Source organism: Streptomyces siamensis, assembly GCF_039543605.1.
Taxonomy (GTDB): domain Bacteria; phylum Actinomycetota; class Actinomycetes; order Streptomycetales; family Streptomycetaceae; genus Streptomyces; species Streptomyces siamensis.
In genome coordinates, this window is the sequence record NZ_BAABKB010000029.1 from 1 (window position 1) to 23,833 (window position 23,833).

Sequence of the window (23,833 nt, forward strand, 5' to 3'; positions counted from 1 at the left end):
CCCGACGCCACGCCGCCGTCGCCGCCCTCCTCCGCGTCCCCCACGTCGTCCTCGCCGTCAACAAGATGGACCTCGTCGAATACGACGAAGCCACCTTCGAGCGGATCGTCGAGGACTTCGCGGGCCACGCCGCCGAGTCGGGACTGCCCGGCTTCACGCCGGTCCCGGTCTCCGCGCTGCGCGGCGACAACGTGGTGGAGCGGTCGGCGCACATGGACTGGTACGCGGGCCCGGCGCTGCTGGAGCATCTGGAGACCGTGCCGGTGGCCTCCGACGAGTCGGCCGCTCCGGCGCGCTTCCCCGTGCAGTACGTGATCCGGCACGGCGAAGTCCGCCATTACGCGGGGCAGTTGGCGTCCGGGACGCTGCGCGTCGGCGACCGTGTCACGGTCCATCCGTCCGGCCAGACCTCCGCGATCGCCGGCATCGACGTCCTGGGCCGGGAGGCGGACATCGCCCGCGCGCCGCAGTCCCTGACGCTGCGGCTGGCCGATCAGCGTGACGTCTCGCGCGGCGACATGATCACCGCGGGGCCCCACGCACCCGCGCTCACCCAGGACGTCCGGGCGGCGGTGTGTCATCTGGCGGACCGCGCGCTGCGGGTCGGTGACCGGGTGCTGGTCAAGCACACGACACGGACCGTGAAGGCGGTCGTCGAGGACCTGGGCGGCGCGACCGAGCTGACCGCGAACGACCTCGGCAGGATCGTGCTGCGCACCGCCGGTCCGCTCGCGCTCGACGACTACGCCGAGGTGCGCCGGACGGGTGCGTTCATCCTGGTCGACCCGGCCGACGGGGCGACGCTGACGGCCGGTATGGCCGACCTGTCCGCGTAGTCCACGACGGCCGCTCCTTCGACTCTCGACGCCCTCAAGTGCCCAGCGTGAGGCGGGGCTTGGGGGCGTCGGTGCGTCCGGTCCGCGGAGGCCTGCTGCCCGCCCGGTAGGGCATGGGCCAGGCGATCCCCGGGCCGTCGTACCCCTGCTCGGCCGCCGCGTGCAGGGTCCAGTGGGGGTCGTAGAGGTGCGGTCGGGCCAGCGCGCACAGGTCCGTGCGTCCCGCCAGGACGAGGGAGTTGACGTCGTCCCAGGAGGAGATCGCGCCGACGGCGATCACCGGGACGCCGGTCTCGTGGCGGATCCGGTCGGCGTACGGCGTCTGGTAGGACCGGCCGTAGTCGGGCCGCTCGTCCGACACCACCTGCCCCGTCGACACGTCGACCGCGTCGGCGCCGTGCGCGGCGAAGGCCCGCGCGATCTCCACGGCGTCGTCGCCGGTGGTGCCGCCGTCCGCCCAGTCGGTGGCGGAGATGCGGACGGTCATGGGGCGCTCCTCGGGCCACACGGCGCGTACGGCGTCGAAGACCTCGAGCGGGAAGCGCAGCCGCCGGGTGAGGTCGCCGCCGTATCCGTCGGTGCGCCTGTTGGTCAGCGGCGACAGGAAGCCGGAGAGCAGATAGCCGTGGGCGCAGTGCAGTTCGAGCAGGTCGAAGCCGCAGCGTGCGGCCCGCCAGGCGGCCGACACGAACTGCTCGCGCAGATCGGTGAGCTGGGCGCGGGACAGCTCGCGGGGCGTCTGGCTCCCCGGCTTGTACGGGATCGGGGAGGCCGCCACGAGGGGCCAGTTGCCGTCGTCCAGGGGCTCGTCGATGCCCTCCCACATCAGCTTCGTCGACCCTTTGCGCCCGGCGTGGCCGAGCTGCACGCCGATGGCGGTGCCGGGGGCCTGCCGGTGCACGAATTCGATGATCCGCCGCCAGGAGTCGGCCTGTCGCTGGGTGTACATGCCCGCGCAGCCGGGGGTGATGCGGCCCTCGGCGCTCACGCACACCATCTCGGTCATGACCAGGCCCGCGCCGCCCAGTGCCCGCGCGCCCAGGTGGACGAGGTGGAAGTCGCCGGGGACGCCGTCGGCGGCCGAGTACATGTCCATGGGGGAGACGACGACGCGGTTGCGCAGGGTCAGGCCGCGCATCCGGAACGGCGTGAACATCGGGGGTGTCCCCGGCGGGCAGCCGAACTCGCGCTCCACCGACTCCGTGAAGCGCGCGTCGCGCAGCCGCAGGTTGTCGTGCGTGACGCGGCGGCTGCGGGTGAGCAGGTTGAAGGCGAACTGCCGGGCGGGCTGGCCGAGATGGAAGCGGATGTCCTCGAACCACTCCAGGCTGGCGCGGGCGGCCCGCTGGGTGGAGGCGACGACCGGCCGCCGCTCCTCCTCGTAGGCGGCGAGGGCCTGGGTGAGGCCGGGCTGTTCCTCCAGGCAGGCGGCGAGCGCGAGCGCGTCCTCGACGGCGAGCTTGGTGCCGGAGCCGATGGAGAAGTGCGCGGTGTGCGCGGCGTCGCCGAGCAGGACCAGATTCTCGTGCGACCAGTGGTCGTTGACGACGGTGCGGAAGGTCGTCCAGGCGGACTTGTTCGACCGCAGCGGCCGGCCGCCGAGGGTGTCCGCGAAGATCTTTCCGCACTGTTCGACGGACTGCTCCTCGTCGAGGTCCGCGAAGCCGGCCGCGCGCCACACCTCCTCGCGCATCTCCACGATGACGGTGGAGGCGTCGGGGGCGTAGGGGTAGCCGTGCAGCTGCATCACGCCGTGCTCGGTCTCGGCGATCTCGAAGCGGAAGGCGTCGAAGGCGAAGTCGGCGGCGAGCCAGATGTAACGGCAGCGGTGCTCCTCGACGGACGGCCCGAACACGTCGGCGTGGGCGGTCCGGGTGGCGCTGTGCACGCCGTCGGCGGCGATCACGAGGTCGTGGGCCGCCATGAGCTCGGCCACGGGTGGGGCCGGTGCCCGGAAGCGGAGGTCGACGCCGAGCGAGCGGCAGCGGTCGTGCAGGATCTCCAGGAGCCTGCGCCGCCCGAGGGCGGCGAAGCCGTGGCCGCCGGAGGTCTGACGGACCGAGCGGTGCACGATGTCGATGTCGTCCCAGCGTACGAACTCGTCCTGGAGCGCCGCGTACACGACGGGGTCGGCGTGCTCGATGCCGCCGAGCGTCTCGTCGGAGAGCACGACGCCGAAGCCGAAGGTGTCGTCGGGGGCGTTGCGTTCCCAGACGGTGATCTCGCGGCGCGGGTCGAGGCGCTTGAGCAGCGCGGCGGCGTACAGTCCGCCGGGCCCGCCTCCGATCACGGCGACCCGCAGGGGGTCGCCCGGCCGTCCGGAGGTGCCGTCGTGCGTCGCCGTCGCCGTGTCGCGCGGTGTCGTCATGGCTATCGCCCCCGCCACTTCGGCGGCCGCTTCTCCGTGAACGCGGCATGGAACTCGGCGTAGTCCTCCCCGTTCATCAGGAGGGCCTGGGTAGAGGCGTCGAGTTCGACGGAGGCGGCGAGCGGCATGTCCAGTTCGGCGGTGAGCAGGGCCTTCGTCTGGGCGTACGCGAGGGCCGGGCCCTCGGCGAGACGGTGGGCGAGCCGCTGGGCGGTCTCGTCGGCCGCGCCCTCCTCGGCCATTTCGCTGATCAGTCCGATGCGCTCGGCCTCGGGGGCGCGCACGGGTTCGCCGAGCATGAGCAGCCGGGTCGCGTGGCCGAGTCCGACGACCCGGGGCAGCAGATAGGCCGCGCCCATGTCGCCGCCGGACAGTCCGACACGGGTGAAGAGGAAGGCGAAACGGGCGCTCGGGTCGGCGATCCGGAAGTCGGCGGCGAGGGCGAGGACGGCTCCCGCTCCGGCGGCCACTCCGTGCACCGCCGCGATCACCGGGAAGGGGCACTCGCGTACGGCGCGGACGACCTGGCCGGTCATCCGGTTGAAGTCGAGGAGCTGGGCGGTGTCCATGGCGAGGGTGGCGCCGATGATCTCGTCGACGTCACCGCCGGAGCAGAAGCCGCGGCCCTCGCCCGCCAGCACCAGGGCGCGGACCGACCTCTCGCGGGACAGCTCGGCGAGCAGGTCGCGCAGGTCGGCGTAGGCGCCGAAGGTGAGCGCGTTGAGTTTCTCGGGGCGGGCCAGCGTGACCGTGGCGACCCCGTCGGCGATCTCGCACCTGAGGTGCTGCCAGTCGGAGGTGCGGGCGGCGGATCCGGTGAAGGGACTCATGACGTGCGGCCTCCTCGGGCGGGGGCGGCGGTCTGCGGCCTGGGGGAACCGGGCGGCGGGTGCCTGTGGGCTCCTCCCTCACGAAGTTATCACCTATCCGTGACTGTCGTCACGACCACGCAATAGCCCGGGCGGAGTGTCGCGCCTCGCGCCTCGTCGTCACGATGCGACAGCGCACCGTCACCGAGTCACCGTTCCTCGATAGCCGCGTAACGGCTGGAGCACCTCGGGGAGACGGGGCGTCCACCTGGGTACGCACCCTCATGCCGGGGCGAACGTCCCGGCGGATCACCGACCGACGTCCCGCAGCACCACCAAAGGTCCTCGAACGGCCCGCCGACCGCCGCTGCCCGGCGGCGCCGTACCATTCCTGAGGTTGAAAGCAGGACAGGCTGCTCCATGAACGGACTCGCCTTGCACGACACCCCGGCCCCCGCCTCCTGGCGCATCGCGCTGCCGCACACCGTCGCGGCCGTGCCCGTCGCGCGTGCTCTGGTGCGGACGGCACTGGCCGAGCTGGAGCACGCGGCCGACAGCGACACGGCGGAGCTGCTCACCGCGGAGCTGGTCGCGAACGCGGTGGAGCACACCGCGGGCACCGGCCCCATAGAGCTGGTCGTGGAGCTGCTGCCGACCGGCTGCCGGGTCGAGGTGCACGATCCGGACCCGGCGCCGCCGGGGCATCTCACGGTCCCGCACCCGGTCGGGGAGCCGGACCCCTGGCAGGAGCACGGGCGCGGTCTGCTGCTGATCCGCACCCTGAGCTCGTCCTGCGGCCACCGCCCCACCGACACGGGCAAGGCGGTCTGGTTCAGACTGCCTGTGGTACCTCGTCAGCGACGGCCTGCGTAGCCGCCGCGGCCCGGGCCGCCAGCCGTGAGTTGCGGCGCCCGTAGAGCACGTAGACCAGGAGCCCGGCCGCGAGGAAGCAGGCGAACTGGATCCAGGTCGTCCAGCCCGTCTCGTACATCAGGTAGAGGCAGAAGCCCACGCCGAGCAGGGGCACGACGGGGTAGAGCGGCACCCGGAACGTGCGTGCCAGGCCCGGCTCCGAGCGGCGCAACGCGATCACGGCGATGTTCACGGCGGCCATCACGGCGAGGGTCCCGATGGTGCACAGGTTGACCACGGAGTCCAGGGACGCGAAGGCCGCGGGGATCGCGAACACGATCGCGACGATCAGCGTGCCGGCGACGGGCGTCGAGGTCCTCGGGGAGACCCGCTCGAAGACCCGCGGGATGAGGCCGTCGCGGGACATCGACATGAGGATGCGGGTCTGGCCGTACATCACCGCGAGGACCACCGACGCGATGGCGACCACGGCCCCGAAGGCGATGACCCCGCCGCCGGCCGAGGAGCCGGTGACCTCGTTCACGACGTACGACAGCGCGGCGGGGCGGCCGCCCACCTCGTCCCCGCCGATGGCGCCGATCGCCGCGAGGGCGACCGCGCAGTAGAGCAGCGTGACCAGGCCGATGCAGACCAGGATCGCGATGGGGATGTTGCGGCGCGGGTTCTTGGCCTCCTCGCCGGCGGTGGTGATCGCGTCGAAGCCGATGTAGGAGAAGAAGGCGGCGGTGGTGCCCGCGCCGATGCCGCCGAGTCCCGCCGGGGAGAACGGGGTGAGGTTGCCGTCCTTGAAGGCGCTGAAGCCGACGGCGCAGAACAGGACGAGGACGACGAGCTTGAGCACGGCCATCGCGGCCGTCGCCCGCGCGCTCTCGCGCACGCCGCGCACCAGCAGGACCGACGCCAGCGCGATCACGATGACCGCGGGGAGGTTGACGATCCCGCCGTCCGACGGGCCCGCGGAGAGCGCGGCGGGAAGCTGGGCGCCGGTGAGGCTGCCGAGCAGTTCGTTCACGTACTGGCTCCAGCCGACCGCCACGGCGGACACGGAGACGCCGTACTCCAGGAGCAGGCACCAGCCGACCAGGAAGGCGGTGCCCTCGCCGAGTCCGGCGTAGGCGAAGGAGTAGGACGAGCCCGAGACCGGGATCGCGCCGCCGAGCTCCGCGAACGCGAACGCGGTGAAGACGCAGGTGACGGCGGCGAGGACGAAGGAGACGACCACGGCGGGTCCGGCCTGGGCGACCGAGTCGGACAGGCCGACGAAGATGCCGGTGCCGACGATCGCGCCGACACCGAAGCAGATGAGCTGGAAGAGACCCATGGTGCGCTTGAGGCCGTGCCCGTCGAGGTCCGCGCCGGATTCGGCGATCAGCAGCTCGGGGGACTTGACGCGGCGGGTGGGCCTGAGGGCGGGAGCGGGCATGCGGGTGGTGCTCATTTCGGTGGTGCGGGTGCGGCTGGGTTGGCCGCGCGACGGGCTTGCGGAAGGGGTGGTTCCGGGGCCGTCGAGGATGGTACGGGCAGGTCGGGCCGGTGCGCGAAACGCGTCGGCCCACCCGACCGGCGTGCGCCACGTGTCGCGGGTCCCGCGGGACGGGGGTGCCGTGCGCGGCGCGCGTAGCGCCGGGGCCGGGGTGCCACGCGCGGGGCGGGTGACAGCGGGGCCGGCGACACGCACGGCGGGGGCCGTGCCGGGGCCGGGGCGCCGCGGGGCGCGACCGGCCGCCGCGCTCAGGCGAGTGTGGCGACGAGGATCGCCTTGATGGTGTGCAGCCGGTTCTCCGCCTCGTCGAAGACGACCGAGTGCGCCGACTCGAAGACCTCGTCGGTGACCTCCAGGGAGTCCAGGCCGTGGGTCTCGTACAGCTCGCGGCCGACCTTGGTGCCGAGGTCGTGGAAGGCGGGCAGGCAGTGCAGGAACTTGACGTCGGGGTTGCCGGTGAGCCGCAGGACGTCCATCGTCACGGCGTACGGGGACAGGGCGCCGATGCGCTCGTCCCACACCTCCTTGGGCTCGCCCATGGAGACCCAGACGTCGGTCGCGACGAAGTCGACGTCGGCGACCCCTTCGGCGGGGATCTCGGTCAGCGTGACGCGTCCGCCGCTGCGCTCGGCGAGCTTGCGGGCGCGCGCGACGATCTCGTCGGCGGGCCAGTAGGCCTGCGGGGCGACGATGCGGACGTCCATGCCCAGCAGCGCGCCGGTGATCAGGTACGAGTTGCCCATGTTGAAGCGGGCGTCGCCGAGGTAGGCGAAGGCGATCTCGCCCAGCGGCTTGTCGCAGTGCTCGGTCATGGTGAGCACGTCGGCGAGCATCTGGGTGGGGTGCCAGTCGTCCGTCAGGCCGTTGTAGACGGGCACGCCCGCGTAGGCGGCGAGCTCCTCGACGGACGCCTGGCTGTCCCCCCGGTACTGGATCGCGTCGAACATCCGGCCGAGGACGCGGGCGGTGTCCTTCACGGACTCCTTGTGCCCTATCTGCGACCCGGAGGGGTCGAGGTAGGTCGTCGAGGCGCCCTGGTCCGCGGCGGCCACCTCGAACGCGCAGCGCGTGCGCGTGGAGGTCTTCTCGAAGATCAGCGCGATGTTCCTGCCCCGCAGGTACTGAGTCTCGGCCCCCGCCTTCTTGGCCGCCTTGAGCTCTGCGGCCAGCTCGATCAGACCGCGGAACTCCTCCTCGGTGAAGTCCAGCTCCTTGAGGAAGTGGCGGCCGGCGAGGGCGGTCGGGACTGTCGCCATGGGGGCGCTCCAGGGTTACGAAGACGAGGACCTTGGAATTCTATACGATACTCAGCATTTCTATACGGTGCCCTGCCTCCTCGTGCGCGGCAGCCGCACTCCCTCCACGATGCCCCCACCTCCTATATGCGGCGTCCCGACGCGCCATACCGCACCGCCGGCCTCCTATACGGCGTCCCGCTGGACCGGGCAGCTCATACAGCGCGGCCCGCCCCGGCCGCGGCCCAGCTCACTGCCCGGGATCTCGATGACCTCGATGCCCTGCTTGCGCAGGTGCGTATTGGTGGTGGAGTTCCGCTCGTAGGCGATGACGACGCCCGGCTCGACAGCGAGGACGTTGCAGCCGTCGTCCCACTGCTCGCGCTCGGCCGCGTGGACGTCCTGGGTGGCGGTCAGCACACGGATCTCATTGAGTCCGAGCGCGGCGGCGATCGCGCGGTGCATGTGCTCCGGGGGGTGGTCGGTGACCTTGAGCTCCTTGTCCTCCACGCCCGGCTCGATGGTGTACGAGCGGAGCATGCCGAGGCCCGCGTACTGCGTGAAGATGTCGCCGTCGACCATGGTCATCACGGTGTCGAGGTGCATCAGGGCCCGCCGCTTGGGCATGTCGAGGGCGACGATGGTGCGCGCCGAGCCGGCGGCGAAGAGTTTGTGCGCGAGCATCTCGACGGCCTGCGGCGTGGTCCGCTCGCTCATGCCGATGAGCACGGCGCCGTTGCCGATGACGAGCACGTCGCCGCCCTCGATGGTGGACGGGTAGTCGGCCTGACCCTCCGACCAGATGTGGAAGCCCTCGTCCCGGAAGAGCGGGTGGTGCCGGTAGATCGCCTCGAAGTGCACGGTCTCGCGCTGGCGCGCCGGCCAGCGCATGGCGTTGATGGAGACCCCGTCGTAGATCCAGGCCGAGGTGTCCCTGGTGAAGAGGTGGTTGGGCAGCGGTCCGAGCAGGAAGTCGTCGAGGTCCATGACGTGGAAGCGCACGGAGGTCGGCTCCGGGTGGACGTCCAGGAACTCCCGCTTGGTCATCCCCCCGACGAGGACGGGCGCCAGCTCGGCGGCGGGCAGGGTCTCGAACGAGGCCCTCAAGTGGTCGGTGGCCAGCGGCCCGTACTCCTTCTCGTCGAAGACCCGGTCCAGGACGAGTGCTCGGGCCGCCGGGATCTCCAGCGTCTCGGCGAGCAGGTCACCGAAGAGGTGGACGGTGACCCCGCGGTCACGCAGGACGTCCGCGAATCCGTCGTGCTCGGCGCGCGCCCGGCGCACCCAGAGCACGTCGTCGAAGAGCAGGGCGTCCTTGTTGCTGGGGGTGAGCCTTTTGAGCTCAAGATCCGGCCGGTGAAGGATGACGCGGCGCAGCCGCCCGGCCTCGGAGTCGACTTGGAATCCCATGCCTCCATCCTGACCATCCGGACGCGCGTTCACCCGCCGATCGCACGAGCTCGAACGCATTCATTTCGTCCCCTTGACGATAAGTGCGCCTCGCCATTATCGTCTTGCTGACGACAATGAGGAGTGGACGACGGGCGCACGGCGGCGGGAGATCATCCCCGCCCGGGGGACGCCCGACGACGAGGGGGTTTCCCATGGCCGACATCACGCGCCGGTTCGGCTGGCGCCATCTGCGCGGAGCGCCGACCGCCCACGTCCGGCACCACCGGTCGGGCCGGCTGGTCCACGACGGCCCGGGCCTCAGCTTCTGGTACCGCTCCCTGACCGCCGCGCTCTCCGAGGTCCCGGTCGACGACCGCGAGCTGGCGATGACGTTCCACGCCCGCACCTCCGACTTCCAGGACGTCGCCGTCCAGGCGACCGTCACCTACCGCGTCGTCGACCCCGCGATCGCCGCCGCCCGCCTGGACTTCTCCGTCGACCCCGACACCGGCGCCTGGCGCGGCACTCCCCTGGAACAGCTGGGATCGCTGCTGACCGAGACGGCCCAGCAGCACGCGCTGGACGTGCTGGCCCGCACCTCGCTGGCGTCCGCCCTGGTCGACGGCGTCGCCGCGGTGCGGGAGCGGATCGCCGGGGGGCTCGCGGCCGAGCCCCGACTGCCCGCGACGGGCATCGAGGTGGTGGCCGTCCGCGTGGTCGCCCTGCGCCCGGAGCCCGAGGTGGAGCGGGCGCTGCGCACGCCGGCCCGCGAGCAGATCCAGCAGGACGCCGACAAGGCGACGTACGAGCGCCGCGCCGTCGCCGTCGAGCGCGAACGCGCCATCGCCGAGAACGAACTCGCCAGCCAGATCGAACTCGCCCGGCGCGAGGAGCAGCTGGTCGACCAGCGCGGCACCAACGCGCGGCGCGAGGCGGAGGAGCACGCGGCCGCCGACGCGGTGCGGGCGGGCGCGGAGGCGGCACGGACGGTGCGCCTCGCGGAGGCGGAGGCCACCCGCGCGCTGCGCCTCGCCGAGGCGGAAGCCACCCGCAAGGTGCGGCTCGCCGGCGCCGAGGCGCAGGCCGAACGCGAGGTCGGCGCGGCCCGCGCCGAGGCACAGGCCGCCTGGCTGCGGGTCCACGCGGACGTGGACGTCAGCACGCTGCACGCCCTCACGGGCACCCGGCTCGCGGAGAACCTGCCGCGGATCGACAGCGTCACGGTGTCGCCCGACGTCCTCACGGGGCTGCTCGCCAAGCTGGGCAACCCGGACGCCGGGGACGAACGGTGAGCCTCGCGCCCCGGGTGGTCCTCGTCCATCGCACCACGGAGTACGAGGAGCTCGTCGCCCGGCACGGGACGCACGGGCAGGCGGCGTTCTTCCTCTCCTCCCGGGGACGCGACATCGCGGAGGTGGCCGAGCGGTACCGACGGGACCGCGAGGCGCTGGCCGGCGTGGTCGCGGCGATCCCACTGACCTGGCGTCAGGCCCGGGTCGAACGCGGCGACCTGGACCGCTTCCTGTTCGCCCCGGAGGACGTGGTCGTCGTGGTCGGCCAGGACGGGCTCGTCGCGAACGTCGCCAAGTACCTCGCGGGACAGCCCGTCGTCGGCATCGACTCGGACCCCGGGCGCAACCCGGGGGTACTGGTGCGGCACCGCCCCGGGGACGCGGCGGCGCTGCTCGCCTCGGCACACCGGAGCCGGGCCGACGAGCTGACCATGGTCGAGGCCGTCGCGGACGACACGCAGCGCCTGGTGGCGCTGAACGAGATCTATCTGGGAGCCGCGGGCCATCAGACGGCCCGCTACCGGCTGGGGCTCGACGAGTACGGGGGTGCCGTCGAGCCCCAGGCCTCCTCCGGGGTCCTGGTGGGCACCGGGACGGGGGCCGGCGGCTGGCTCCGCTCCGTGTGGCAGGAGCGGGGCGGGGAGCTGACATTGCCCGGCCCCACGGACGAACGCCTGCTGTGGTTCGTCCGCGAGGCCTGGCCGTCGCCGGCCACCGGCACCTCACTCGTGGCCGGCCACCTCACGGCGTCCGACCGCCTGTCCCTGACCGTGGAGTCCGACCGCCTCATCGCGTTCGGGGACGGGATGGAGAGCGACGCGCTGGAGCTGGTGTGGGGTCAGACGGTGCGGGTGGGGGTGGCGGGGGTGCGGCTGCGGCTGGTGGGATGACGCCGGGCCGGACGGGCCACGGCGGACGGTGCCCAGGCGGCACGCGACACCCCGTCAGCAGTACGGCGGCTGGTTGGTCAGGGACGCCGCCACCCTCATCCACACGCCGAACAGCCGGTACAGCGAGGGCAGTCGACCCTCCGCCCGGACGGTCCGGCTGTCCGTGGCGGTGACTCCGGGGATGCCCTGGAGCGTGGCGGCCACGGATGCCGACTGCCAGCGCACGGTGAGCTCACGAGGAGCCCGCGGTCCCGACGGGGGCGTCGACTCGGCCCGTACGGCGTGGGCCGACAGAGCGGTGGTGACGGCCTTCTCGATGGCCTCGCGCGCCTCGTCCACCGGGCGCAGCCGGGCCGCGAAGCGGTCCCGCGCGTACTTCACCGCGACGGTGGTGACGGAGTCGTCCCACGCGGTCGCCTCGTCGCAGGCGGTGTCGTCGCCGGTGAGCGCCACCAGCGGCACGCCGATCGCGGCGGCGGTGGCGTGGGCCAGCCCGATCTCGCCGACCGGGCGCCCGTCCAGCCACATGTCCTCGATCTCATGCCCCATGAAGCTGTGGCTGAGCACGCCGAGCACTCCGGCCCGGGAGTGGTACCCGACACCGATCATGGCGTGGTGTGCGGGGGTGAGGCCTTCGAGCATGCCCATCTGCTTGGGCTTGCCGCGGACGAGGCGGACCGCCGGGTGCAGGGCCTCGGGCAGCAGGTTGCGCATCGGGCCGTGCGCGTCGTTGACGACGATGTCGGTGGCGCCGGCGGCGAGGGCGCCGCGGACGGCGGCGTTGACGTCCTCCGCCATCATCAGCCGGCCCCGCTCGTAGTCCCGGCCGGCCGGCTGGACGTCGTCGGCGTCGACGAGTCCGGTGATGCCCTCCATGTCGGCGCTGATGTAGATCCGCACTGCGCGTACTCCTCCGGTTGATCACTTGGCAGACGCCGGGCCACCACGGCATGGTTCCGCCGTCCGGGCCCGCCCCGGCCGCCGGCGCACGGAGTGCGGCCGAGCGGCCGGCCCGTCCGGTCGGCGAGGACGGGAGCGTGCGCCGGGGGCCGCGGCCGGAGCCCCGGCCCCCGAAGTCGGGTGCGTACCCGTCACAGACGGGGGTCCACCGGTTCGGACTCCAGGGCCAGGACTCCGAACACCGCCTCGTGCACCCGCCACAGCGGCTCACCGTCGGCGAGCCGGTCCAGGGCCTCCAGCCCCAGCGCGTACTCGCGGATCGCCAGCGACCGCTTGTGGTTGAGGAAGCGGCCGCGCAGCCGTGCGAGGTTCTCGGGGCGGGTGTACTCCGGACCGTAGATGATCCGCAGGTACTCACGCCCACGGCACTTGATGCCCGGCTGCACGAGCCGACCCTGTTCGCTGCGCACCACCGCGCCGACCGGCTTGACGACCATGCCCTCGCCGCCGCGGCCCGTCATCTCCAGCCACCAGTCGACGCCCGCCTGCACCGACTCGGGGTCGCCGGTGTCGACGAAGAGCCGCCGGGTGGTCTGCAGCAGCCCGCTCCCGTCGTTCTCCACGAGGCGGTCGATGAGCGCGAGCTGCTCGTCGTGCGGCAGCCCGGCGAGGCTGCGGCCCTGCACCGCGAGGATCTGGAACGGCGCCAGCCTGACGCCCTCCAGTCCCTCCGTCGTCCAGCAGTACCGCCGGTAGGCCTCCGTGAACGCCTCGGCGTCCGCGGCACGTTCGCGCTGGCGGCCCAGCAGGTCCGCCACGTCGACACCACGCTCCGCCGCCCCTTCGAGCGCGGCCAGCGCCCCCGGGAACACGGCGCCGGACGCGGCGCCGACCGCGGCGTACTGGCTGCGCAGCAGCCCGGACGCCTTCAGCGACCACGGCATCAGCTCGGCGTCGAGGAGCAGCCAGTCGGTCTCCAGCTCCTCCCACAGCCCCGCCTCCGTCGCGGCGGCCCGCACCCGTCCGAGGATCTCCTCGGTGACGGCGTCGTCGGCGAAGAAGGGACGGCCGGTACGGGTGTACAGCGACCCCGTGGGACCGGTCCCGCCCGCACCGGACGGGCCCGGGACACCGAACCGCTCGCGCGTCGCCGCCGCGTCCCGGCAGACGAGGGCCACCGCGCGCGAGCCCATGTGCTTCTCCTCGCACACGACCCGGGGGACGCCGTCGTCCCGGTACTGCGCGAAGGCCTCGGCGGGGTGTTCCAGATAGCCCTCGACGTGCGAGGTCGCGGTCGGCGCCATCGTCGGCGGCAGGTACGGCAGCAGTCGGGGGTCCACCGCGAAACGGCTCATGACCTCCAGGGCCGCCGCCGCGTTCTCCTCGCGGACCGACACGCGTCCGCCGTGCCGGGTCTCGACGACCCGGCGGCCGTGCACGTCCGCCAGGTCCAGCGGGCGTCCCTCGTGCCCGCCGGGCGCCTCGGTGGCGAGCGGCTTGGCCGGCTCGTACCAGACCCGCTCGGCCGGTACGTCGACGAGTTCACGCTCCGGCCAGCGCAGCGCGGTGAGCTTGCCGCCGAAGACGGCTCCCGTGTCCAGGCAGATGGTGTTGTTCAGCCAGGTGGCCGTGGGCACCGGGGTGTGGCCGTACACGACGGCCGCGCGGCCCCGGTAGTCCTCCGCCCACGGGTAGCGCACCGGCAGCCCGAACTCGTCGGTCTCGCCGGTCGTGTCGCCGTACAGCGCGTGCGAGCGCACCCGGCCGGAGGTACGGCCGTGGTACTTCTCGGGCAGGCCCGCGTGGCAGACGACGAGGCGCCCGCCGTCGAGGACGTAATGGCTGACCAGTCCGTCGAGGAACGCCCGTACACCCGCGACGAATTCGTCGCTCTCCCCCGCCAGCTGCTCGATGGTCTCGGCGAGTCCGTGGGTGTGCTGGACCTTGCGGCCCCTGAGGTGGCGGCCGAGCTTGTTCTCGTGGTTGCCGGGCACGCACAGGGCGTTGCCCGAGCCGACCATGGACATCACACGGCGCAGCACGCCCGGGGTGTCGGGTCCCCGGTCCACGAGGTCGCCGACGAAGACGGCCGTGCGGCCCGCCGGGTGGACGCCGTCGACGTATCCCAGCTTGCCGAGCAGGCTCTCCAGTTCCGAGGCGCAGCCGTGGATGTCGCCGATGATGTCGAAGGGGCCGGTGAGGTGGGTCAGGTCGTTGAACCGCTTCTCGGTGCGGACCTCGGCGCCCTCGACCTCCTCCACGCCCCGCAGGACGTGGACCTTCCGGAAGCCCTCCCGCTCCAGGTGGCGCAGCGAGCGGCGGAGTTCGCGGATGTGGCGCTGGATGACGCGGCGCGGCATCTCGGCGCGGTCGCTGCGAGCCGCGTTGCGCGCGGCGCAGACGTCCTCGGGCACGTCGAGCACGATCGCGATGGGCAGCACGTCGTGCTTCCTGGCGAGCTCGACGAGCTGGCGGCGGCTCTCCTGCTGGACGCTGGTGGCGTCGACGACGGTCCGGCGGCCCGCCGCGAGGCGCTTGCCCGCGATGTAGTGCAGCACGTCGAATGCGTCGCCGCTGGCGCTCTGGTCGTTCTCGTCGTCGGCGACGAGTCCGCGGCAGAAGTCGCTGGAGATGACCTCGGTGGGCTTGAAGTGCTTGCGGGCGAAGGTCGACTTGCCCGAGCCCGAAGCGCCGATCAGCACCACGAGGGAGAGGTCGGTGACGGGCAGGACCCGCCCGGGGGTGGTGGTGTCGTCGTGCGTCATGCGGCCTTCTCCTCCTTCGGGGACGGGGTGGCTGTGGTCAGTGCGAAGACGGCCATCTGGGTCGGCGGCCCCACCTCGGGGTCCTCGGGTCCGACGGGGACGAACTCCACGGCGTAGCCGTGCCGTTCGGCGACCTCGCGGGCCCAGGTGCGGAACTCCTCGCGCGTCCACTCGAACCGGTGGTCGCCGTGCCGGGAGTGTCCGGCGGGGAGCGTCTCCCAGCGGACGTTGTACTCGACGTTCGGTGTCGTCACGAGGACGGTCCTCGGACGCGCGGATCCGAACACCGCGTACTCCAGGGCGGGCAGCCGCGGCAGATCGACGTGCTCGACGACCTCGCTGAGCACGGCGGCGTCGTACCCCTTGAGGCGGCGGTCGGTGTAGGCGAGCGAGCCCTGAAGGAGCTTGACGCGCGAGGACTGCCGCTCGCCCATGCGGTCGAGCTTGAGCCGTCGCGACGCGATGGTGAGGGCGCGCATCGACACGTCGACGCCGACGATCTCGGTGTACCGCACGTCCTTGAGCAGCGCCTGCACCAACTGTCCCTGCCCGCAGCCGAGGTCGAGGACGCGCGCGGCGCCGGCGGCGTCGAGGGCGGCGAGGATCGCGTCCCGCCGCTGCACGGCGAGCGGCACCGGCTTCTCCTCCGTGTCGCTCTCCTCGTCGACGGCGTTGTCGATCTCCGCGACATCGGTGTCGTCGGCCTCGGCGAGGCGGACGAGTTCGAGGCGCTCGTTGGCCTGCCGGGTCAGCGACCAGCGGCGCGAGAGGTAGCGGCTGGTGATCAGCTTCTGCTCGGGGTGGTCCGGCAGCCAGCCCTCGCCGGCCCGCAGCAGCTTGTCGACCTCGTCGGAGGCCACCCAGTAGTGCTTCGCGTCGTCGAGCACGGGGAGCAGGACGTAGAGGTGGCGCAGGGCCTCGGCGAGCGTGAGGTCCGCCGCCTCCAGCACCAGGCGCACATAGCGCGAGTCGCCCCACTCGGGGAAGTGGTCGTCGAGGGCGACGGCTTCGGCCGTCACCGTCCATCCCAGCGGCTCGAAGAGCTTGCGTACGAGTTCGGCACCGCCGCGCGCGGGCAGCGCGGGCACCTCGATGCGAAGGGGCAGCGGCCTGGCGGGCAGCTCCGGCCTGGCGGCGCACTGGCCCTTCATCGCGCTGGAGAACACGCCGCTCAGTGCCACGGCGAGTAGCGAAGACGCCGCGTACGGACGGTCGTTGACGTACTGCGCGAGTGCGGCGTCGGGCGCGCCGCCGCGCCCCTTGCCCTTGCCCCGCCGGACCAGTGCCACCGCGTCGACCTCCAGCAGCAGCGCGGCGGTGCACTGCTCGTCGGACGCCTGTGGGTACAGGACGTGCGCTGTGCCGTAGGACGTCGAGAACGCCTGCGCCTTGTCGGGATGCTTGTGCAGCAGGAAGCCGAGGTCGGTGGCGGGGCGCTCTGGGGTACCGGTGGTACTGATCGTCAGGAACACGGGGCTCTGCCTTAAAGCAGCTTCTGAGCTGCGGAAACGTGGTCGGACGCGACGCATGTCGGCGCGCCCTGACAACGTACAGTGAACGTCCTGGGCAGACTCGGGATTTTCCCCGGACCTACCGCCTCCGCCCGCGCGCGGACTGCTTCACGACTGTGAACCAGGCGCCAGCGGTTCGCGGCGGGGCGGTTGTTGTGACCGGTGCATGATGGGTGTATGGATCTTCGAGTCTTCACAGAACCGCAGCAAGGCGCGACCTACGAGACGCTGCTCCGTGTCGCCAAGGCCGCCGAGGACCTGCGCTACGACGCCTTCTTCCGTTCCGATCACTATTTGCACATGGGTTCCGTCGACGGGCTTCCCGGCCCCACCGATGCATGGATCACCCTGGCCGGCATCGCCCGTGAGACGAGCCGGATCGGGCTCGGCACGCTGATGACCGCGGGCACCTTCCGCCTCCCGGGCGTCCTGGCCATCCAGGTCGCCCAGGTCGACCAGATGTCGGGCGGGCGCGTGGAGCTCGGTCTCGGGGCCGGCTGGTACGAGGCCGAGCACGAGGCGTACGGCATTCCTTTTCCCAAGGAGAAGTTCGGCCGGCTGGAGGAGCAGCTCGCGATCGTCACGGGGCTGTGGACCACGCCCGTCGGTGAGCGTTTCTCCTTCGACGGCAGGTACTACCAGCTCAAGGACTCGCCCGCGCTGCCGAAGCCCGCGCAGTCGAAGGTGCCCGTCATCGTCGGCGGTCACGGGGCGAAGCGCACTCCGGCCCTCGCCGCGCGCTACGCCGACGAGTTCAACATCCCCTTCGCCTCCGTCGCGGACACGGAGCAGCAGTTCGCCCGGGTGCGCGCGGCGGCCGAGCAGGCCGGGCGCAAGGGCGACGATCTGGTGTACTCCAACGCGCTGGTGGCGTGTGTCGGGCGGACGGACGCTGAGGTGAAGCGCCGCGCGGACGCCATCGGGCGCGATGTCGACGAGCTGAAGGCGAACGGGCTCGCGGGCTCTCCCGCGGAGGTGGTCGAGAAGATCGCCCGGTACCAGGCCGTGGGTTCGCAGCGCATGTACCTCCAGATGCTGGATCTCGACGACCTGGACCACCTGGAGCTGATCGCCTCCGAGGTGATGCCCCGGCTGGTGTAGCTCGCGGCGCCGAGGGCCGTGGTCGACTCCGGCCGCGCCGGCCGACGTGGGCATCTCCTGCGGGGTGAGTGTCCGTCAACTCGGCGCGTGGTGGCGGCCCGTGCCGGTGGACGGGCCGGACCGCGCCTGACACCCCCGCCGTGGGGGGCGCCCCGCCGCGGCACGGCGGTGGGGCGTGAGCCGCCCCTACCCGGCGGCCCGGTCCCGCTCCACCACCGCCTTCTGGTCCCTGACCGCCAGCCGTCGCAGCATCTCCAGGACGCGGTCCCGCGACTCGTCGGCCGCGTCGATGGCCTCCATGCACTGCCAGTACGTGCCCTCGTCGTCCGCCGCGCAGGCGACGGTGACGAGGGCGATGCCGACCTCTCCGAGGAGGGCCCCCAGGCACAGCAGCGACTCCCGGGCGTCCCCCAGCTCGGAGAGCTGGGCGGCGCGCAGTGCCCCGAGGTCGAGGGCGGGCGCGCCGAGGACCCCGCAGCCCCGGCCCGCCAGTTCGGTCAATCCCAGGGCTTCGCCCCGTAGTTCCGGAGGCCCCGACACGGCGAAGCGGCTGCCTATCGCCTGAGCCAGGGCGTGTGCCTGCCACGCCTCCGTCATCACCTCCGGGGTGTCGCCGCTCTCCGCCAGGGCACGCCTGCTCGTCACGATGAGCCGCACCGCGTCCATGCGCTGCCCCCGTCTGTCCCGACGTGCTTTTCGCACGTCCGCCCGAACTCCGTTGTTCACTACCCAGAGTGAGGGTCTGTGGGACGAAAAGCCAGAGGAAGCCCGAAATCTGTGGACACGGAATTGATTGAAGCTGACTCAATGACTTCATAGAGTGACGATGCCGCTGGCCGGCCGGTCCCGTCACCTCTCCCCCGGCGCCGGGAACCTCCGCTCGTTGCGGTCGATCTTGGCATCGAGGGCGGCGAGGGGGTCGATGCCGAGGACCTCGCACAGCTGGAGCAGATACGCGAGGACGTCGGCGACCTCGTCGGTGACACGGTGCGCGCTGTCCGCGTCGTCCATCACCCGGGCCGACTCCTCCGGGGTCAGCCACTGGAAGATCTCGACCAGTTCGGAGGCCTCCACGCTCAGTGCGGCCACCAGGTTCTTGGGGGTGTGGTACTGCTGCCAGTTCCGGGCGGCCGCGAACTCGGCCAGTCTGCGCTGGAGCTTCGCCACGTTCAGGTCGTCCGTCACGGCCAGAGTTCCACCTTCGGTTCGTCCGTTCTCGTCACGACCGAAGGTCTACCACCGAGACGCCGGGCAGCCCGCGGGCCCAGGAGGCGTCGCTCACGGCGCCCACCAGCCGGATGTGCCCGCGCTCGCACATCCGCACCGCCAGCCGCACGAGTTCCTGGGTCTGCCGGGCGTCCAGGCAGTGGTCGAAGCCGTCGGCCAGGACCGTCAGCGACTGGAGTGCCTGCGGGACCTCGCCCGCCTGGTCGACCTCCAGCACGCCGGGCCCGGTGAGCAGCACCAGGGCGAGCGCGAGGTACCGCAGTTCGCCGTCGCCGAGCAGCCCGAGCGGTGTGCGCACGCCGTCGCCGCGGTCGAGGAGTCCGCGGACGGTGCCGTCGCCGAGCGGTTCGGCCGACACGTCCGCGACCGGACCCGAGCATCCGGCCCGTACCGCCGCCACCAGGTGCGCGTAGCGGTGGGCGCACTCCGAACGCGTGCGCCACAGCACCTCGGCGAGGTTCTCGCAGCCGCCCAGGAGCCGGCCCTGGCCTACCGGTGCGGGCGCGCGCATGCGCCGGGGGCTCGGGGCGCAGGCGTACACGGACCGCAGGGCGAGCACCATCTGTTCGGCGGCGGCGAGGACTTGGCGTTCGCCGTCCGTGCGGCCCGCGACGCGCAACGGCAGCAGCGCGGTACCGAGGCGGTCGTCCGGGAGCGGTCCCCTGGTCACCGCGGACGACCCTCCCGTGTGCCAGGCCGCCTGGACGGACCGGCGGCCGGGGTCACGCAGGGCCGTCTCCAGCAGGATCCGCCCGTCCGCCGTCAACCGCTCGCCCACGATGCGCAGTTCGGGCTCGGCCTGCACGGCGACGTCGAGCCGCACCGGACCCTCGGGGCCGTCCACCGTGCAGCCGATGCGGAAGCCGCGTCGCCGCTGGGCGTCCGGCCGGGCCGTCTCGGGCACGCAGGTGACCGGATCGGGGAACACCTCGGCCAGTCCGGCGCCGCCGCCGAGCAGCGCCAACGCCTCGTACGCCCGCAGGGCGACGGTCTTGCCGCTGCCGCTGGGACCGGTGACGAGGGTGAGCGGTCCCAGCGGGAACCGGACCCGGCGGTGGACGGCGAAGGCGGCGAGCCGTAGTTCGGTGATGCCCGGACGGTCGGGGTGGTGGGTGCGCGCCGTCACGACGGCCTCCGGGGATGACACGGTCATATCCGGACCGTAGGCCTCCGCCGGGCTGCGAACCGTTCCGGCCCGGAGACCTTCCCACGATCGGGGGAGCGCGCCGCGGCCTGCCGCGCACACCGCGATCCGCGCCGGCCGGACCCCGGCCCCCGCGGAACGGGCCCGCCACCGCCCTCGCAGGACGAGCCGGTCCGGCACCCGCCCGACTCGCGCGGCTTCCGGACCCGGCCCGGCCCGCGGCCGGCTTCCGGACCCGGCCCGGTTCAGGGTCCTGTTCGCCCCTCAGTCCCGGGGTCACGGGGTCACGGGGTCACGGGGTCACGGGCCCGAGCCGAACCTCGCGCACCCGCCGGACTGCGTACCGGACCCCGCACACCCCGGGCCCCGTACCGGACCCGCCCAACTCCCCTTCAGACGCCGGGAACCCCGGCCCCCTCCATCAGCCCGCGCACCTCGGTCCCCGGCGGTGTCAGCAGGAACACGTTCCGGTCGACCCGGTGCATGCTGCTCGCGAGCCCGAAGACCACACCCGTACTGAAGTCCAGCACCCGCTTGGCGACATCGGTCTCCGCGCCGGTCAGGTCCAGGAGCACCGGAATGCCTGCCATCAGCGTCTCGGCGACCTCGCGGGCGTCCGCGAAGACATTGACCCGCAGCACCACGAAACGGCGCCGGGCCTCGGTCGGGGCGTCGGGGATCGCCCGGTGGCCGACGGCCGACGGCCATGCGTCCCTGCCCCGCAGCGGAACGACCTGGGCGAGCCCCTCCCACTGTTCGTCGGTGACGTCGTGGCTGTTCACCCGTCCACCCCGTCCTGACTCGCACTCAGTATCTGCACCGGGCAATTCTTACGCATGGTCACCCGTTCGGCCCAACAGCGACACGGTCCGCGACGCGGTCGCACGCCCACTCGCTGCGGCAAACTGCGCATAGTCCAGCAATCCCGGCACCCAGTAGAGCGATCGAGGCCTCCCCATGAGTCTGAGCATCCGCAACCAGCTTCCCGGCACCGTCGTCTCCGTCACCGCGGGTGAGGTGATGGCGACGGTGAAGGTCCGTCTCGACGGCGGCCAGGAGATCGTGGCGGCCGTCACCCTGGAAGCCGTCGAGGACCTGGGCCTGACCGCCGGCTCGACGGTGCGGGCCCTCGTCAAGTCGACGGAGGTTTCCCTGGCGACCGGGCCGGTCGACGGCGTGAGCATCCGCAACCAACTGCCCGGCACGATCACGGACGTCGCCACGGGCGGGGCCATGGCACGCGTCAAGGTCGACGTCGCGGGCGGCGAGCTGACCTCGGCCATCACGAAGGACGCGGTCACCGAACTCGGCCTGGTCTCCGGTGCCCGCGTCGTGGCGCTCATCAAGTCCACCGAGGTGTCGCTCTCCAACGCCTGAAGCCCGAGGCGCCCTTGCCCTCCTGGTACGCGCACGCGAGTCTGCCGCTGGCCGCCGGTCTGCTCGCGCTGTTCGTGCTGTTCGTACGGCGGCTCGGGCCGGCGGCGACGGTCCTGCCGTGGTGCGCGTTCCATGTGGCGACCCGTTCGCAGGACGGCTACTACCTGATGATGACGCCCCTGTGGACGGCCGCGGCCGTCACCGCGCCCTCCGGCGCCTTCGCCCCTGACACCCGCCGCACGCCCGATCACCGGAGTCGGACCCGCTGCGGCGCACGGAGGTGCATGCTGGAACTCCCGTTCGGACAGGGGCTGTTGCGTGCGAGCGGCACGCGTCCGCTGCCGAACGGGTGGTGTGGTCGTGATGGTCGTCGTCGCCGAGTGCAGGGGGGTTGTGGGGCGTGAGCGTGGAGGACTTCTCGAAGCGGCCGGGCATCGCGTTCGTCGCGGGCGGTACGGGTGGCATCGGCGCCGCGGTCGTACGGACGCTGGCCGAGCGGGGCAGCGACGTGGCGTTCACGTACCGCGGCCGGCGGGCGGCGGCCGACGCGCTCGCCGAGGAGGTCGGTCGGCCGGGGCGCCGCGCGCTGGCACTGCGCGTCGACCTGAGCGACGAGGCGGCCACGGCGCGGGCCGTGGCGGAGGCCGCGGCCTGCGGGGGGCTGCACACCCTCGTGTACGCGGCGGGTCCGCACGTGCCCATGGTGCATCTGAGCAAGGTCACGCCGAGCCAGTACCGCGCCCAACTCGACGCGGACGCGGGGGCGTTCTTCAATCTCGTGCATCCCGCGCTGCCGCTGCTGCGGGAGAGCCGGGGCAGCATCGTCGCGGTCACCACCGTGGCCACCCGGCGGTTCCCCGTCCGCGACGGGTTGTCGTCCGGCACGAAGGGGGCCGTCGAGGCGGTGGCCCGGGCCCTGGCCGCCGAGGAGGGGCGGTACGGCGTCCGCGTGAACTGCGTCGGCCCCGGCATGCTGACCGACGGCAACGCGGCGCGGCTGATCGGCTCCGGCGAGCTCGACGAAGCCGCGCTGGAGATCACCCGGCGGAACATCCCGCTGCGCCGCTTCGGCGCCGCGACGGACATCGCCGAGGCGGTCGTGTTCCTCGCCTCCGACCGCGCGGGATTCATCACCGGACAGGCGCTGGGCGTCGACGGCGGCTACAGCGTCTAGCCGTATCGCCTCGCCGTGTCGTTCACGCGGCTGATCGGCGGGTGCCCGCCGGGTGCTGTGCGGAACGGCGGTGGTCGCAGGCGCGGAGTCAGCCGGAGCCGGCGAGCTCGAGGCCGCCCGACTCGGGTGGATCGTCGAGGAACTCGACCAGGGCCAGGGCCAGCAGGGCACCCAGCACGATCCAGAGTGTCACGGCGGCGGTGGGGTAGCTCCAGGCGAGCAGTGTGGCGGCCGCGACGGCGACCACGGTCCAGTTCAGCCAGCGCTTGGACCGGTGCACCCAGGTGCCGACGGATCCCGCCTCGAAGCCCGTGGCCTCGCGCACGGCACCGATGCCGGCGGTCCAGGCGAACCGCACCCGGGAGGCGGTCCGGCCGGTCCCGGTCAGCCAGGCCGCGAGCGCCACGACGACGCCGAGGGTGATCAGCATGCGGACCGTGGTCCGCAGGTAGCGCACCAGCGCGTCGTAGACGGCCCCCGCGGCGGGCTGCGAGACCTTCGCCGGCAGTTCGTCGAGATAGAGCGCGCGGCCGATCCAGAGACCCACTCCGAGGACGGCGGCGCCGAGCGCGACGGCGATGGCGACCGCGACGAGGGCCCGGCGTCTGCGCACGGCGGCCAGCACGGCCGCCGCCGCGAGGACCAGCGTCAGCACCGGCAGCCAGAACCCGACGAGTTGCAGCAGCCGGTAGCCCTTCTGGGCCTTGCCGACGGAGTCGGAGGTCAGGACCGTGAAGTCGGTGTGCACCTCGGGGATCTTCGACGCCACCGTCAGGCCCTTGTCGACGAGCGCCTGTTTCACCTGGTCGATGACGGGTGCGAGGTCGATGACCACGGAGTCGTCGGTGAGTTTCACCGCGCCGCCGCCGCTGCCGGTCAGCGCCTTGTCGACGGCGGCGTGAGCCCTTCTGTTCAGGTCCGTCCACAAGGTGGCGAAGGCGTCGCTGTCGACGAACTTCTCGGCGGTGCTGTGCACGAAGCCGGTGAGGCCGGAGGTGAGCGGACCGCTCAGTTTCTCCAGGGCGGCGCTCAGCCGGGGCCGGTCCTCGGGCGCGACGGATTCGAGAAGTGTCTGGAGGTCGATGTGCTGCATCACCGCGTCGGTCACCCGGTCGGCGACGGCTGCCTGGACGTCCGGGTCGGAGGCGAGGGGCTTCATGGTCGCCACGTACCGGTCGGTGTCCGCGACCTCGCTCCTGGCCCAGGCGGCCACCGCGCTGAGCGGCGTGAGCACGAAGGTCAGGAGGATCAGCAGACCGGCGACGAGCGAGCGCAGCCGGTGCCGGGAGGCGGTGGGTCCGCCCTGGCGCTCCAGCTCCGCGACCCTGGCCCGCAGGTCGGCGAGTTCCGTACCGCCGTCCGCGCCCGTGGCGCCTTTGGCCCCGCGGTCTTCGGAACTGGCCATGGATGCTCCTTGCGTGGGGTCGGGGGCCGGTGCGGCACGAAGCCGTCCGTC

The 23,833-nt window shown here is 72.6% G+C and carries 20 protein-coding genes and 1 pseudogene; 8 read left to right on the forward strand and 13 right to left on the reverse strand.

Going from position 1 to position 23,833, the window contains the following annotated elements; all coding sequences use genetic code 11:
- On the forward strand, positions 1-836 hold an 836-nt coding region (locus tag ABEB03_RS29875), incomplete at its 5' end, for an elongation factor 1-alpha C-terminal domain-related protein (RefSeq protein WP_345656015.1).
- Positions 837-870: 34 nt separating this feature from the next.
- Here the strand turns inward: ABEB03_RS29875 and ABEB03_RS29880 are convergent.
- Both ABEB03_RS29880 and ABEB03_RS29885 read right to left on the reverse strand, forming a co-directional pair.
- Complete coding sequence (locus ABEB03_RS29880) at positions 871-3,204, reverse strand: bifunctional salicylyl-CoA 5-hydroxylase/oxidoreductase (protein ID WP_345656016.1); 2,334 nt, start codon at positions 3,202-3,204, stop codon at positions 871-873.
- A gap of 2 nt (positions 3,205-3,206) precedes the next feature.
- Positions 3,207-4,034 (reverse strand): enoyl-CoA hydratase family protein, encoded by an 828-nt coding sequence (locus ABEB03_RS29885; protein WP_345656017.1) that lies wholly within the window; start codon positions 4,032-4,034, stop codon positions 3,207-3,209.
- A 399-nt stretch (positions 4,035-4,433) separates the two neighbouring features.
- Here ABEB03_RS29885 and ABEB03_RS29890 point away from each other — a divergent pair, with 399 nt between their 5' ends.
- Positions 4,434-4,886, forward strand: coding sequence for an ATP-binding protein (locus ABEB03_RS29890; RefSeq protein ID WP_095937188.1), 453 nt, complete (start codon positions 4,434-4,436; stop codon positions 4,884-4,886).
- On the opposite strand, the gene ABEB03_RS29895 is transcribed toward ABEB03_RS29890, so the two are convergent.
- From ABEB03_RS29895 to ABEB03_RS29905, 3 genes are all read right to left on the reverse strand, one after another.
- The gene (locus ABEB03_RS29895) at positions 4,846-6,309 is read right to left on the reverse strand and encodes an amino acid permease (protein WP_345656018.1); all 1,464 of its coding nucleotides are present in this window, start codon (positions 6,307-6,309) and stop codon (positions 4,846-4,848) included. The two genes, ABEB03_RS29890 and ABEB03_RS29895, sit on opposite strands and share 41 nt — an antisense overlap.
- 308 nt (positions 6,310-6,617) lie before the next feature.
- Positions 6,618-7,625 (reverse strand): ornithine carbamoyltransferase, encoded by a 1,008-nt coding sequence (gene argF, locus ABEB03_RS29900; RefSeq protein ID WP_345656019.1) that lies wholly within the window; start codon positions 7,623-7,625, stop codon positions 6,618-6,620.
- Between the two features lie 165 nt (positions 7,626-7,790).
- The gene (locus tag ABEB03_RS29905) at positions 7,791-9,014 is read right to left on the reverse strand and encodes an arginine deiminase (RefSeq protein WP_345656020.1); all 1,224 of its coding nucleotides are present in this window, start codon (positions 9,012-9,014) and stop codon (positions 7,791-7,793) included.
- 194 nt (positions 9,015-9,208) lie between these two features.
- Between ABEB03_RS29905 and ABEB03_RS29910 the strand changes: the two genes are divergently transcribed.
- Complete coding sequence (locus ABEB03_RS29910) at positions 9,209-10,288, forward strand: SPFH domain-containing protein (protein WP_345656021.1); 1,080 nt, start codon at positions 9,209-9,211, stop codon at positions 10,286-10,288.
- A complete protein-coding gene (locus ABEB03_RS29915) occupies positions 10,285-11,178 on the forward strand; it encodes a hypothetical protein (protein WP_345656022.1) in 894 nt (297 codons plus the stop codon). The genes ABEB03_RS29910 and ABEB03_RS29915 overlap by 4 nt, the downstream gene beginning before the upstream one ends.
- A gap of 54 nt (positions 11,179-11,232) precedes the next feature.
- Here ABEB03_RS29915 and ABEB03_RS29920 read toward each other — a convergent pair whose 3' ends face one another.
- The 3 genes from ABEB03_RS29920 to ABEB03_RS29930 all read right to left on the reverse strand — a co-directional run bounded on the left by ABEB03_RS29920 (position 11,233) and on the right by ABEB03_RS29930 (position 16,315).
- On the reverse strand, positions 11,233-12,078 hold the full coding sequence (locus ABEB03_RS29920; RefSeq protein ID WP_345656023.1) for a M55 family metallopeptidase: 846 nt from the start codon (positions 12,076-12,078) through the stop codon (positions 11,233-11,235).
- A gap of 191 nt (positions 12,079-12,269) precedes the next feature.
- Positions 12,270-14,843, reverse strand: a complete 2,574-nt coding sequence (locus tag ABEB03_RS29925; RefSeq protein WP_345656024.1) for a polynucleotide kinase-phosphatase — start codon at positions 14,841-14,843, stop codon at positions 12,270-12,272.
- Positions 14,840-16,315 carry a 3' terminal RNA ribose 2'-O-methyltransferase Hen1 gene (locus tag ABEB03_RS29930; protein ID WP_345656025.1) on the reverse strand — a complete coding sequence of 492 codons (1,476 nt, stop codon included), beginning with the start codon at positions 16,313-16,315 and terminating at the stop codon, positions 14,840-14,842. Before ABEB03_RS29930 ends, ABEB03_RS29925 begins: the two co-directional genes overlap by 4 nt.
- A 216-nt stretch (positions 16,316-16,531) precedes the next feature.
- Here ABEB03_RS29930 and ABEB03_RS29935 point away from each other — a divergent pair, with 216 nt between their 5' ends.
- Positions 16,532-17,455 carry an LLM class F420-dependent oxidoreductase gene (locus tag ABEB03_RS29935; RefSeq protein WP_345656026.1) on the forward strand — a complete coding sequence of 308 codons (924 nt, stop codon included), beginning with the start codon at positions 16,532-16,534 and terminating at the stop codon, positions 17,453-17,455.
- Positions 17,456-17,641: 186 nt separating this feature from the next.
- Here the strand turns inward: ABEB03_RS29935 and ABEB03_RS29940 are convergent, their stop codons facing one another.
- From ABEB03_RS29940 to ABEB03_RS29955, 4 genes are all read right to left on the reverse strand, one after another.
- Entirely contained in the window at positions 17,642-18,121 is a 480-nt protein-coding gene (locus tag ABEB03_RS29940) for a DUF6099 family protein (RefSeq protein WP_028802231.1), read from the reverse strand.
- A gap of 183 nt (positions 18,122-18,304) precedes the next feature.
- On the reverse strand, positions 18,305-18,640 hold the full coding sequence (locus tag ABEB03_RS29945; RefSeq protein WP_345656027.1) for a nucleotide pyrophosphohydrolase: 336 nt from the start codon (positions 18,638-18,640) through the stop codon (positions 18,305-18,307).
- Between the two features lie 34 nt (positions 18,641-18,674).
- Positions 18,675-19,835, reverse strand: a complete 1,161-nt coding sequence (locus tag ABEB03_RS29950) for an AAA family ATPase (RefSeq protein ID WP_345656028.1) — start codon at positions 19,833-19,835, stop codon at positions 18,675-18,677.
- A 383-nt stretch (positions 19,836-20,218) separates the two neighbouring features.
- Positions 20,219-20,608, reverse strand: a complete 390-nt coding sequence (locus ABEB03_RS29955) for a cell division protein SepF (protein WP_345656029.1) — start codon at positions 20,606-20,608, stop codon at positions 20,219-20,221.
- Between the two features lie 175 nt (positions 20,609-20,783).
- On the opposite strand from ABEB03_RS29955, the gene ABEB03_RS29960 reads away from it, so the two are divergent.
- From ABEB03_RS29960 to ABEB03_RS29970, 3 genes and pseudogenes are all read left to right on the forward strand, one after another.
- Entirely contained in the window at positions 20,784-21,203 is a 420-nt protein-coding gene (locus ABEB03_RS29960) for a TOBE domain-containing protein (RefSeq protein WP_345656030.1), read from the forward strand.
- Positions 21,204-21,226: 23 nt separating this feature from the next.
- Positions 21,227-21,427 (forward strand): annotated as a pseudogene (locus ABEB03_RS29965) (hypothetical protein); the annotation flags it as partial.
- Positions 21,428-21,609: 182 nt separating this feature from the next.
- Positions 21,610-22,377, forward strand: coding sequence for an SDR family NAD(P)-dependent oxidoreductase (locus tag ABEB03_RS29970; RefSeq protein WP_345656148.1), 768 nt, complete (start codon positions 21,610-21,612; stop codon positions 22,375-22,377).
- A gap of 88 nt (positions 22,378-22,465) precedes the next feature.
- Here ABEB03_RS29970 and ABEB03_RS29975 read toward each other — a convergent pair whose 3' ends face one another.
- The gene (locus ABEB03_RS29975) at positions 22,466-23,782 is read right to left on the reverse strand and encodes a hypothetical protein (RefSeq protein ID WP_345656031.1); all 1,317 of its coding nucleotides are present in this window, start codon (positions 23,780-23,782) and stop codon (positions 22,466-22,468) included.
- Between the last annotated feature and the right edge of the window lie 51 nt (positions 23,783-23,833).

Coding starts and splice junctions, on each gene's coding strand:
- ABEB03_RS29935 (WP_345656026.1), top strand. CDS start 16,532: ATGGATCTTCGAGTCTTCACAGAACCGCAGCAAGGCGCGACCTACGAG.
- argF (WP_345656019.1), bottom strand. CDS start 7,625: ATGGCGACAGTCCCGACCGCCCTCGCCGGCCGCCACTTCCTCAAGGAG.
- ABEB03_RS29890 (WP_095937188.1), top strand. CDS start 4,434: ATGAACGGACTCGCCTTGCACGACACCCCGGCCCCCGCCTCCTGGCGC.
- ABEB03_RS29940 (WP_028802231.1), bottom strand. CDS start 18,121: ATGGACGCGGTGCGGCTCATCGTGACGAGCAGGCGTGCCCTGGCGGAG.
- ABEB03_RS29880 (WP_345656016.1), bottom strand. CDS start 3,204: ATGACGACACCGCGCGACACGGCGACGGCGACGCACGACGGCACCTCC.
- ABEB03_RS29885 (WP_345656017.1), bottom strand. CDS start 4,034: ATGAGTCCCTTCACCGGATCCGCCGCCCGCACCTCCGACTGGCAGCAC.
- ABEB03_RS29910 (WP_345656021.1), top strand. CDS start 9,209: ATGGCCGACATCACGCGCCGGTTCGGCTGGCGCCATCTGCGCGGAGCG.
- ABEB03_RS29925 (WP_345656024.1), bottom strand. CDS start 14,843: ATGACGCACGACGACACCACCACCCCCGGGCGGGTCCTGCCCGTCACC.
- ABEB03_RS29895 (WP_345656018.1), bottom strand. CDS start 6,309: ATGCCCGCTCCCGCCCTCAGGCCCACCCGCCGCGTCAAGTCCCCCGAG.
- ABEB03_RS29975 (WP_345656031.1), bottom strand. CDS start 23,782: ATGGCCAGTTCCGAAGACCGCGGGGCCAAAGGCGCCACGGGCGCGGAC.
- ABEB03_RS29950 (WP_345656028.1), bottom strand. CDS start 19,835: ATGACCGTGTCATCCCCGGAGGCCGTCGTGACGGCGCGCACCCACCAC.
- ABEB03_RS29905 (WP_345656020.1), bottom strand. CDS start 9,014: ATGGGATTCCAAGTCGACTCCGAGGCCGGGCGGCTGCGCCGCGTCATC.
- ABEB03_RS29960 (WP_345656030.1), top strand. CDS start 20,784: ATGAGTCTGAGCATCCGCAACCAGCTTCCCGGCACCGTCGTCTCCGTC.